The following is an 11539-nucleotide window of genomic DNA, read 5'->3' as shown; positions in this document are numbered from 1 at the left end:
ATTATTCTTATCTCTTTTTATAATATTTGTATGCAACAAAAACTATGGATTTCCCTGATCTTCAGTCTTAATATAATTATGCTCTTTTCCTGCCAAAAACATTTTGATCGGGGAATGGTATATTTTTTTCAAATGAAATACACCAACGCTATAGAAGAATTTTCCCTTGCGTTTGCTCAAAATGACAGACCAATTGAGGCCGCAATCATGCAAATGGAATCTCTTCGAAACCTCCAAGAATATGAGGTAGGCCTTCGTGTATGTGATTTGGCTCTCAAAAGTTTTTCTAATTCTCTTGCATTAAGAATAGAAAAACTCCTTCTTGCGGCGGACATTTTCACTTCTGGTCAAACCAAAGACGATACATTAGTAGTAGAATGCTATATAGAAAGCAAAAAATATTCTCCTACAAACTCTTGGGATTATAGAGCATTAGGGAGCTTTTTTCATAGCGTGATGCACGACCAACCACGGGCTGTCTGGTGTTATTCAAAAGCCATAGAAATAGACCCAAAATTTTATGTTGCCTACTTTGGACGAGGATATATTTATTTCAATTTGGGTTACTATGAAAAGGCTCTGGAGGACTATTCTCTTGCTATCTCACTAAATCCTAAAAACGCTGTCGCCTACAATAATCGAGCAGTTATTTATGAGAAACTTCGTGAATATCGCAAGGCACTCAAAGACTATTCTTCGGCTATCGCTCTATGCCAGAATAATCCTTATTTTTATGACAATAGAGGACACATATATTATTATCTTGGTAAATATACCAAGGCTATTCAAGACTATACAAAGGCTATAGAGCTTCATCCTACCTTTACTGATGCCTATCTGCACCGCGGGGATGTGTACTTTGCACTTCGACAATATGATAAAGCAAAACTTGATTTGGAAAAAGCTATCGAACTTGATCCAAATGGAGAAACAAGAAAGTTAGCTGAGCAAATACTCTTTTTTTTACCTCGGGAATAATCTCACAAAAACATATTATTCCCATTGCGAGAGCATTCTCCCCTCCCCTTGCCTTTTTTCCCTCTTCTCCCTACAATAATAGGGAAGGAGACGTTTCCATGGCAACTCCGAAGCACCGACTTGATCAATTTCTCGTCGAACAAGGGATATTCCCCTCCAGACAAAAGGCCCAGGCCGCTATCTTGGCCGGTGAAGTACTTGTAAACGACCAAGTCATCACCAAAGCCGGCCATACCGTTCGAGAAAATGATCACATCCGCTTAAAACAATCCTTCCCTTATGTAAGTCGTGGAGCCCTCAAACTTCTCCATGCCCTGGACACCTTCCACCTTTCTCCGGAGGGCCAGGTAGCCATCGATATCGGTTCCTCCACAGGAGGATTTACCCAGGTACTTCTGGAACGTGGAGCCCGCTTAGTCTACGCCATTGACAGTGGCACCAACCAGCTTGACTGGAAGCTTCGCTCCGATCCCCGGGTTATCTGCCGGGAAAACACCAACGCCCGTTATCTTCGCCCTGAAGATTTTGATCCCAGCCCCACCTTTGCTACCATTGACGTTTCTTTTATCTCCCTCACCAAAATTCTTCCTCCGTTAGTCACTATCCTCGCCATCCCCTTCACCATCGTCTGCCTTATCAAACCCCAATTTGAAGTTGGTCCAGAACTCGTAGGAGAAAAAGGTTTTGTAGATCCCTCCCATCATCCAAAAGCATGGGAAATCGTACTCACTTGTGCCCATCAGCTGAAGCTGAAAACATCTCAAATTATCCCCTCACCTATTACCGGACAAAAAAGCAAAAACCAGGAATACCTTATAGCCCTCTTTTCACAACAAGGAGAAAAGGATGAGCTTTGAATGCAAATTTTACGACAAAGGATTCTGTATAAGACTTGAAAAAACCTGCAAACCAGGACAAGCGGGGTGTGTGCTTTTTGGAAAAGTGAAGTTTATTTCTCCTTCTCCGGAGCCTGATACAAACTCACCCGATTCTTCCCCGCCTTCTTCGACTGATACAGAGCATCATCGGCCGCATTGAAGATATAGTACGCCTCTTCCCCATGCGTGGGAAACTCAGAAACCCCCATACTCAGGGTAAACCCAAAGGACTTCCCATCCTCTGTGGTAATGGTGATAGTACGCACCAATTTCAGAAGCCTTTCACATACCTTGAGAGCTTCCTCCCCCCGCGTATTGGTAAGAAGCAGAACAAACTCATCCCCCCCATACCGGGCCGCAATATCCACATCCCTTCTCACCGTTCGCTGAATACAAGAAGCCAATTCCTTGAGAGCCCTATCCCCATAACTGTGGCCATAGGTATCGTTTATCCGCTTGAAGTCATCAATATCAAAGATAACAAACGAGAAAAATCTCCCATACCGAAGGCTCCGCTCAATCTCCTCGTCCATCTCCTTTTGAAAATAATGGGTATTATACAGCCCCGTAAGCCTGTCATGAATAGCGAGACTATAGTGACGGGCATTTTCCAAGATGGTGGAAGCAAAATTGGCAATAATCATCACCACTTCCATATCCTCACTGTTGAACTCTCGCTTATCCACCGTATTGGTAATCTCAAGAAGGGCCTCAACCACCCCATCAACCTTCAGTGGAACTACAATAACGGACTTAATTTCTCGACGCAATACCTCACCAATCACCGGTTGAGAATACGACGTCTGACGAATATTGGGCACAAGGATTGGTGTTTCCTTGACAAAGGCGTCTCCCACCACCCCCTCACCCGGCACGATCTTGTAATCCTTCACCACCTCTCCAAAACTCTCAAGCATGATGCGGTTATTTTCATACACATACATATCCTGATAATTCAGGATATTTTTGTCCCTGTCATACACCACCAGGGCCCCCTGGCTGGCTTCAACAGACTCAATAGCAAAACGAACAATCATGGTTTTGAGGATTTCTGTTTCCTGAAGATCCAAAATTCGTAGAAACTCACTCATCTCCTTGATAATTTTGAGCGCGCGATCCCTTTTGACAAAACCTTCATAATAATCGACACCTGTTGACGACACACCATGAGAAGCCAAATGTGTTTCTCTGCGTCTCACGAGTTTTTGAGTTCTCCTCGTTTTATTATAGCGATAATCTCTTCCCTTGTCAAGCCTTCCTCCTTGAGAAGCTCCTCTCTTGTCCCCACCTCAGGATAATGATCGGCGACGGCGAGCACCTCTACCTTTTCTCCTACCACCGCCCTCAGGTGCTCCCCAATCCCTCCACGAACAATACCCTCTTCCAGCACATACACCCGTTTGTATCGAGAGAGTATCTCGTAGGTTATAGTATGTATCGGCTTTATATAACGAAGGTTTAATACCGAGACACCATATCCTTCCTTAGCTAGTGCATCTGCTACTTCAAAAGCCTCTCCCAGGAGTGCCCCAACCCCAACTAAAAGCACCTCTCCCCCTTCCCGACAAAGCACCGGCTTTCCATCCAGGGGATACTTTGCTGGTTCATACCCATCCCACTCATGGGCAATAGCCTTTGGGTAACGAATAGCCACAGGCCCCCTCGCTTCTCTCACAGCATATTCTACCATCATCTGAAGTTCCCTTCCTGTCGCTGGGGCCATCACCATCATCCCCGGGATCATGGAGAGATAAGCGATATCAAAAATTCCCTGATGTGTCTCCCCATCTCCTGGAACAAGCCCCGCCCTATCCAAGGCAAACACCACGTGGGCCCTAGAAATCCCAATATCATGCACAAGCTGATCAAAAGCCCTCTGCAAAAAGGTCGAATAAATAGCCACCACAGGAATAAACCCTCGAAGAGCAAGCCCAAAAGCAAAGGTAACCGCATGTTGTTCGGCAATCCCCACATCAGCAAATCTCTCTGGATAGAGAGAAGCAAACTCCGAAAGCCCCGTCCCACTCTCCATGGCCGCTGTGATAGCAAAAAGCCGTGGTTCACAAGCGGCAAGGCTTACCATCGTATCCCCAAAGATCTCAGAAAAGCTTCTCCCCTCAGTAGGGATCTCGCCGGGTGCACAGACCTTTGGGGCACTTATCCCATGGTAACGCTCTGGATTCTCCTCCGATGGCTGATAATCTTTTCCCTTGATGGTACGAACATGAACAAGCACCGGTTTATCAAGTCCCTTTATCCCTTCAAAGGTTTTGAGAAGCCCTTTGAGGTTATGCCCATCAAGAGGCCCATAATAACAAATATTGAGGTCCTCAAAAAAGTTCCGTTTTCTCCCTACAATCCTCCATAGCTGTCTCTTGATCCATTCCTTCGTATGATACAAAATTCCCACAAAAAAGCCCGTCCATCGCCACCGACGTTTCACGTCCTCAAGAAGCTTCTTGGCCCGGAAATAGGCGCTTGACTGAAAAAGTTTGTCAAAATACGAAGCAATCCCTCCGACATTCTCAGAGATAGACATTCCGTTGTCATTGAGAATAATAATCACCGGCAAAGACTCATAGGCAATCTGATTGAGGGCTTCATACACTAACCCCGCCGTAAAAGCCCCATCCCCAATCACCACAATCGTCTCAGAGTGGTCTCCCTGCAGTCTCTTTGCCCTGGCTATTCCTGCCGCAATCGAAAGAGAGGTAGAGCTATGACCTGCATGCACCGCGTCATAAAAACTCTCTTTGGGATCGGGAAAGCCCTTCAGCCCACCCTTCTGTCGAAGCGTTGAAAATTTTTCCCGTCTTCCGGTAAGTATTTTGTGCACATAACATTGATGCCCCACATCCCAGATGAGCGTATCCTCGGGAAGATGAAACGCTCTGTGAATGGCCAAGGTGAGTTCCACTACCCCAAGATTCGACGCCAAGTGTCCCCCCGTTTTTGAAACAGAATCAATGAGAAAGGATCGAATCTCTGTTGCCAAGGTATTCAACTCAGCCAAAGAAAGACTTTTCAGATCCTCCGGAGAGGATATTCGTTCAAGTAGCATAGAACGTTTACTCCCTGAAAATAAGATCCACAAGCCGATTGAGATACTGAAGAATCAGCGTCTTCTTTTTCTCTTCGGCTATTCCCTTGAGAACCAGTTCATACGCCGACTGGTTCGTTTCCACAACAAGATTGGTGATAGCATTGCTCACAACAAGATTTGTTCTGATATCCGTGTAGTTTGTTTTGAAAATCAGGTCCGCTTCCGTAAGGAAAGGCTCACGCGTTTTGTCCTCCTGGACCAACTGAAAACGAAGATTGTACAAAGCCGACGAAGGAATGGTCATATTCGCCTGAACAAAACGCATCATAGCCTCCCCCTGAAAAAGAAAGCTATAGATCTGCCCACCAATCTCTGACTGAAACCGTCCCTCGAGTCGGAGCCATTTCCCCTCTTTCGATATCACACGAGCAGGAAGAACAAGGCGCCTCTCCTCACTGAGAGAGTACTGTCTCTGCCCTTTGCGCGTCGTCTGTTCCACCACTTCACCCTCAGGGTAGAAGTTCAACACCCCACCCCGACCATAGAGAGGGGTACTATTTTCATTTCCGCTTCTTTTCTGGTCCTCTTTGAGTTTGAGTACGGTTTTCTCAGAAAACACGACAAGGAGAACATCCCCCTCTTCCACCTTGACTGTATAGAGAGAGGCATCGGGAGTGTTCCACACACTCCCGGCCCATACGATATTTCCTATCAACCACATGATGGCAAGCGCTTTTTTCATGCCATCCTCCTTTTTCTGGTCCTCTCCTGAGTATCGACCAGAAAGTTTGTTTTCTTCACCTATGCCTGAGAAGGATTTTCAAGTTCCTTCTTGATCAGTTCAAGGCGAGGAAATTGTTTCTTGGGTGCCTCTCCGAGAAGTTCTTTGAGATCTTCACCGGTAAGCACCTCTTTTTCTATGAGGGTCTTGGCAAGAAGATCCAGCTTTTTCTCATGCTTTTTGAGAAGTTTCAATGCCTCCTCATAGCAATGCGTGATGATCTTCTGGACTTCTTCATCAATGAGCTCGTGAATCTTCTCACTGAAGTTCTTGCGTGTCACAAGGTCCTTGCCAAGAAATACAGGTCCCTCAGTCTCCCCATAACGCACAGGTCCAAGAATATCGCTCATCCCCCATTCACAGACCATCGTTCTCACAAAACGGGTCACATGGTCAATATCACTGGAAGCTCCACTGGAGATATAGTCCTTGCCAAACTTGAGTTCTTCAGCAGCACGCCCACCCATGGCCATGATAATATTCTGGATGGCTTCTTCTTTGACAATACTACGTTTTTCCACCTCCGGGAGATGATAGGTGATACCCAAAGCCTGGCCACGAGGGATAATGGTCACCTTGTGCACAGGATCATTGAGAGGAAGAATGTGTCCTAAGATAGCATGACCTGCCTCATGATACGCTGTCATCCATTTGTCTTCTTCGGAGAGAACAAGGCTACGTCTTTCAGGACCAAGGCTTACCTTGTCCTTGGCAAACTCAAGGTCTTCCATGGTGACCTTCTTGCGGTTATTTCGAGCCGCATTGAGAGCCGCTTCGTTGACAAGATTCTCCAGATCAGCCCCGGTAAATCCCGGCGTTCCTCTGGCTATAATCGAAAGGTCCACATCCTCAGCCAAAGGCACCTTACGCGTATGAATTTTCAGGATAGCCTCGCGAGCCTTGACATCCGGCTTGTCCACCACTACCTGTCTATCAAAACGACCAGGGCGAAGAAGAGCTGGATCAAGAATATCCGGGCGGTTCGTAGCCGCAAGGATAATCAACCCTTCAGAGGAATCAAAACCATCCATTTCTACTAAAATCTGGTTGAGGGTCTGTTCACGCTCATCATGAGAACCACCAAGACCAGCCCCACGAGAACGTCCCACCGCATCGAGCTCGTCGATAAACACAATACAGGGGGCATGCTTGCGGGCTTCAGAGAAAAGATCCCTCACACGAGCCGCTCCCACGCCTACAAACATTTCTACAAACTCAGAGCCACTGACACTAAAGAAAGGCACTCGTGCCTCTCCTGCCACGGCCTTGGCAAGAAGGGTCTTTCCCGTTCCAGGCGAGCCAACCAGAAGCACTCCCTTGGGAATACGCGCTCCTATGGCATTGAACTTCTCAGGTCGTTTCAAAAACTCCACCACTTCCTGAAGATCCTGTTTTGCCTCTTCACACCCGGCCACATCGCTGAAACGAATCTTGTTCGTATTCTCTCTATGAAGCCTTGCCCTGGATTTCGAAAAGGTAAAGGCCCTGGACGAATCCCCCGCCTGGGCACCACGCATCACAAAGAGCAGAAATCCCACAAAAAGGAGCCCTCCCACAATCATCCAGGTGAGAGACCAACCACTCTGATCCTTCACCTTCTCCCCTATGATCTCTACCCCGGCCTGTTTAAGAAGGGGCAAAAGCTCCTCATCCATAAGGGGAAGAATTGTCACAAACCTGGTAGCATTTTCCACTCTATTTTTGAATTCCCCCTGAATCACCTGTCCTTCAATGCGAACAAGAGCCACATTCCCATTGGTTACCTGTGCCAAAAACTGAGTATAGGAGAGATTTTTCTCCCCTGGCTGGCTGGTAAACTGAAGTACCACAAAAGTACCCAAGAGAACAATCAGCAAAAAAATCCCCACATACATCGACTGATTATTCTGGGGAGGATAAGGGTTATTCCGCTTTGACTTTCGTGCCATACGCTATCTCTCCTCTGTGTTTCTCAAAATCCCGATGTAAGGCAAATTTCGATAGTATTCATTATAATCCAGACCATACCCAACAACAAACGCATCCTCAATGGTAAAACCCACAAAATCAGCCTTCATCTCCACTTTTCGCCGGGATGGTTTGTCCAATAGGGTGGCTACTCTCATTTCAGCGGGACAATGCATGGTGACAAAGTGCTCCAGCACCTTGGAAAGAGTAAGCCCTGTATCCACAATATCCTCTACCACCAGAAGCTTTTCTCCCCGACAGGTTTGTTGCAAATCCTTGAGAATACGCACCTGTCCTGAACTCTGTGTCCCCACATAACTCTCCGTAGCGATAAAATCGACTTTGAGTCGTGAGCTCTTCAAACACCGAACAAGATCAGCAAAAAAAACAAACGACCCCTTGAGATTCGCTACACAGAGAACCTCACCTCCACCAATCCATCGATCAATCTCTTCGGCCATTTCCCTTATCCGGGATTGAATACGCTCAGCAGAAATATACACATCTATCGACACATTCGTCTCCTTTTCTTTCAGAAGTTTATTGTAGCACAAAAAAGGAAAAAATGCCAATTCTTGAAGAGTTCAAACCATTCCTATCTCTAAATTGAGACCCTTGCACGGGCGTTTTCTTCCCCTATCTGGGTCAGGGGCTACGCCCCTGAAACCCCGTTTTTTCCATTTACAGGGGCTTATTTGTCTTTTTTATTCAAAAAAACATCTTGTTTTATCAATAGAGATATTTTTTGGTTAATTATGCTTTTTTATGACTTTTTTGAGAGCATTGCACGAACTTGCAATGCTCTCAATTTGACAATTTTCTTCTTTAACCTTAAAATAACAGGACATTTACTGGACAAAGGAGGAAACCATGCCAGTACCCAAACATAAAGTAGCAAAATGCAAAACTCGCATGCGCCGATCCATTGGTTACTACAACCTTCAGGCTCCAGGGATCTCTCTCTGTCCCAACTGTGGCGCTCGCAAACTTTCTCACCGCGTATGTCCTGAGTGTGGGTACTACAAGGGCAAACAGATTCTCACAAGAACTATCCGCGAAGAAGCATAAGTGCATAAAATGGGAAGGTAGGCACTTATGAGAATCGGTGTGGATATCATCAGTGGAGAAAGGGACCCCCTTGAACTGGTCGAGGGGGCTCTGGATGCCCTCAAAGAGGAACAGGATATTACCGTTGTTTTGATTGGGCCAAAGGAAACCTACGAACATCTTCTGCAGAAAATCCAACAGCAAAAACGCTACCCCGAGAATGTCCTCGCTAAGATCGATTTTCTCCATGCGACGGAAGTGGTAACCATGGAAGACGACCCTCTCAATGTCATGAAGCAAAAAAAAGATGCGAGTATCTACGTTGGACTCCGTGCTCACAAAGAGGGACAACTCGACGCCTTTTTTTCTCCCGGCAATACAGGAGCCATTGTGGTAGCCGCTGCTCTTATCCTTGGCCGCGTCAAGGGAGTCAAAAAACCCGCTCTGGCCACTTTCATGCCCAATATCAAGGGAGAAGCCAATATTCTCCTTGATGTAGGAGCAAGTGCCGAGTGCGAACCATCGGATTATGTCAAGTTCTGTGTGATGGGAGAAATCTATAGCCGGGAAATGCTGGGTATCGAGAAACCTCGCATTGGGCTTCTCAACATTGGCGAGGAAGAACACAAAGGCACAAAGGAAATGAAAGATATACACCGTTTCCTGAAAGAGCTCCCTCTGAATTTTATTGGAAATGTTGAAGGTGGCGATATTTTTGGTACCAAGGCAGATGTCATTGTTTGTGATGGGTACATCGGAAATATTGCCCTGAAAACAGCCGAAGGAGCCGCAAAAGCCATTTCCAAGCTGTTGAAAGAGGCTCTCAAGAAACGTCCCCTTGCTCTTCTCACCATTCCTTTCTACAAAGGGGCACTTGACGAACTCAAGGAAAAGATTGATCCCGAAAGGTATGGAGGGGCACCTCTCTTGGGTGTCAATGGAAATGTGTATATTGGCCATGGTGCCTCAGGGAAAGACGCCATCCGCTATGGCATCAAGGCAGCAGCGCGTGCCGTACGACATCAGGTGCTTTCCAAAATCCACACCGAACTGGAGGAGTTTCATCTGATATAGAAAACCACACAAAAGAGGTGCGATTATGTACAAAGCAATCATCAAAGGCATGGGAATGTATGTGCCGGAAAAGGTATTGACTAATCATGACTTGGAAAAGATGGTAGAAACAAACGATGAATGGATAACAACACGAACAGGGATAAAAGAAAGACGTATCGCAGCCCCAAATGAGTCAACCTCTGATCTGGCTACAAGGGCTGCTCGCCAGGCGATGGAAAAAGCCGGGGTAAAACCGGAAGATATCGATATGGTAATTGTAGCTACCATTACCCCTGATTATATCTTCCCGGCCACAGCCGCTCTTGTGCAAAACGCTCTTGGGCTTCCCCATGCTGGCACGGTGGATATAGAAGCCGCATGCTCCGGTTTTATCTATGCCCTTTCCATGGCAAATGCTTACGTGGTCAGTGGCATGTACAAAAATGTCCTCGTGATCGGGGCTGAAACCCTTTCCCGGATTACCGACTGGACAGATAGAACCACCTGTATCCTCTTTGGTGACGGGGCCGGAGCGGCCGTCGTTAGCCGTACCGAGGCTACAGATACTTCGGGATTTATTGGGTTTAGTCTTGGTGGTGATGGTTCGTATGCTGACCTGTTATGGGTGCCGGCTGGAGGCTCAAAAAATCCTGCCAGCCACGAGACGGTAGACAATCGTCTCCATTACATGAAAATGAATGGAAACGCTACCTTCAAAGTAGCGGTAAGAACCATGGCTGAAGCCCTTGAGTCTATCCTCAAGGAACACCACATTGATCCCGCTGAAGTAAAACTTATTGTCCCTCACCAGGCAAACCTGAGAATTATCTCAGCCATTGCCGAAAGGTTGGGCATAGGCGAAGAAAGGGTTATGGTGAATCTGCAAAAGTATGGAAACACCAGTTCTGCCACTATTCCCATGGCTCTCTACGAAGCCATCGAAGAAGGACGGGTGAAAAAAGGCGATCTGGTAGCTATGGTAGCATTTGGAGGAGGCTTCACCTGGGGTGCTGGTCTCCTACGATTATAAAACCAAGATGGAGGATGTGATTATGGGAAAACTTACTGGCAAAAACGCTATTGTGACGGGTTCTGCTCGTGGTATTGGAAAGGCTATTGCAGCCCGTTTGGCTGACGAAGGTGCGAATGTGGTTATTGTGGATGTGAATCTTGAGGCCGCTGAGGAAACCGCCAAGGAACTCGCTGCCAAAGGAGTCAAAACCATGGCAATGAAAGTCAATGTGGTCAACTACGAAGAGGTTGAGGCCATGGTGAACAAAACCAAAGAAGCATGGGGAAGCGTGGATATTCTCGTGAACAATGCGGGTATCACCCGTGATAACCTCATTCTCAAGATGACCCCTGAGGATTTCGATCTTGTGATTGATATTAACCTCAAGGGTGTGTTCAATGGTATCAAGGCTGTCTATCCCGTGATGATGAAGCAGCGCAGTGGCAAAATCATCAATATTGCTTCTATCATTGGGCTCATGGGGAATGCTGGTCAGGCCAACTATGCGGCAAGTAAAGCCGGCGTGATTGCTCTCACCAAGACAGCTGCCAAAGAACTTGCCGGTCGTGGTGTTCAGGTCAATGCTGTGGCTCCCGGCTACATCAAAACCGCTATGACAGACCAGCTTCCCGATGCCGTGAAGGAAGAGATGCTCAAGCTGATTCCTATGAAACGCATGGGGCTTCCAGAAGACGTGGCCAATGTAGTCTTCTTCCTTGCTTCACCAGACTCTGACTATGTCACCGGTCAGACAATCACAGTAGATGGTGGGATGGTGATGGCATAAGCCTCACCAG

11 protein-coding genes are annotated in these 11539 nt (G+C 46.7%); 6 read left to right on the top strand and 5 right to left on the bottom strand.

The window, feature by feature from the left end; translation table 11 throughout:
* Positions 1-30: 30 nt before the first annotated feature.
* Positions 31-978 carry a tetratricopeptide repeat protein gene (locus BREVNS_RS08300; protein ID WP_483426550.1) on the top strand — a complete coding sequence of 316 codons (948 nt, stop codon included), beginning with the start codon at positions 31-33 and terminating at the stop codon, positions 976-978.
* A gap of 98 nt (positions 979-1076) precedes the next feature.
* Positions 1077-1835, top strand: a complete 759-nt coding sequence (locus BREVNS_RS08295) for a TlyA family RNA methyltransferase (RefSeq protein ID WP_483426549.1) — start codon at positions 1077-1079, stop codon at positions 1833-1835.
* 92 nt (positions 1836-1927) lie between these two features.
* On the opposite strand, the gene BREVNS_RS08290 is transcribed toward BREVNS_RS08295, so the two are convergent.
* The 5 genes from BREVNS_RS08290 to hpt are packed head-to-tail and all read right to left on the bottom strand — an operon-like array spanning position 1928 to position 8142.
* Positions 1928-3055: a sensor domain-containing diguanylate cyclase gene (locus tag BREVNS_RS08290; protein ID WP_483426548.1), complete on the bottom strand. Its 1128-nt coding sequence runs from the start codon at positions 3053-3055 to the stop codon at positions 1928-1930.
* Positions 3052-4917: a 1-deoxy-D-xylulose-5-phosphate synthase gene (dxs, locus tag BREVNS_RS08285; protein WP_483426547.1), complete on the bottom strand. Its 1866-nt coding sequence runs from the start codon at positions 4915-4917 to the stop codon at positions 3052-3054. Before dxs ends, BREVNS_RS08290 begins: the two co-directional genes overlap by 4 nt.
* A 7-nt stretch (positions 4918-4924) precedes the next feature.
* Positions 4925-5641, bottom strand: coding sequence for a hypothetical protein (locus tag BREVNS_RS08280; RefSeq protein ID WP_483426546.1), 717 nt, complete (start codon positions 5639-5641; stop codon positions 4925-4927).
* Between the two features lie 59 nt (positions 5642-5700).
* Positions 5701-7608, bottom strand: a complete 1908-nt coding sequence (gene ftsH, locus BREVNS_RS08275) for an ATP-dependent zinc metalloprotease FtsH (RefSeq protein WP_483426545.1) — start codon at positions 7606-7608, stop codon at positions 5701-5703.
* Between the two features lie 3 nt (positions 7609-7611).
* Positions 7612-8142 carry a hypoxanthine phosphoribosyltransferase gene (gene hpt / locus BREVNS_RS08270; RefSeq protein ID WP_483426544.1) on the bottom strand — a complete coding sequence of 177 codons (531 nt, stop codon included), beginning with the start codon at positions 8140-8142 and terminating at the stop codon, positions 7612-7614.
* A 355-nt stretch (positions 8143-8497) separates the two neighbouring features.
* Between hpt and rpmF the strand changes: the two genes are divergently transcribed.
* From rpmF to fabG, 4 genes are read left to right on the top strand one after another with little or no spacing between them, the layout of a single operon-like run.
* Positions 8498-8695: a 50S ribosomal protein L32 gene (gene rpmF, locus BREVNS_RS08265; RefSeq protein ID WP_483426543.1), complete on the top strand. Its 198-nt coding sequence runs from the start codon at positions 8498-8500 to the stop codon at positions 8693-8695.
* Between the two features lie 27 nt (positions 8696-8722).
* Positions 8723-9748 carry a phosphate acyltransferase PlsX gene (gene plsX, locus BREVNS_RS08260; RefSeq protein WP_483426542.1) on the top strand — a complete coding sequence of 342 codons (1026 nt, stop codon included), beginning with the start codon at positions 8723-8725 and terminating at the stop codon, positions 9746-9748.
* Between the two features lie 25 nt (positions 9749-9773).
* Positions 9774-10760 carry a beta-ketoacyl-ACP synthase III gene (locus BREVNS_RS08255; protein ID WP_483426541.1) on the top strand — a complete coding sequence of 329 codons (987 nt, stop codon included), beginning with the start codon at positions 9774-9776 and terminating at the stop codon, positions 10758-10760.
* 22 nt (positions 10761-10782) lie between these two features.
* The gene (gene fabG, locus BREVNS_RS08250) at positions 10783-11529 is read left to right on the top strand and encodes a 3-oxoacyl-[acyl-carrier-protein] reductase (RefSeq protein WP_483428045.1); all 747 of its coding nucleotides are present in this window, start codon (positions 10783-10785) and stop codon (positions 11527-11529) included.
* The last annotated feature ends 10 nt before the right edge of the window (positions 11530-11539 follow it).

This window comes from Longinema margulisiae (assembly GCF_025266855.1).
Classification (GTDB): domain Bacteria; phylum Spirochaetota; class Brevinematia; order Brevinematales; family Thermospiraceae; genus Thermospira.
This window is presented reverse-complemented; position numbering and strand designations above follow the sequence as displayed.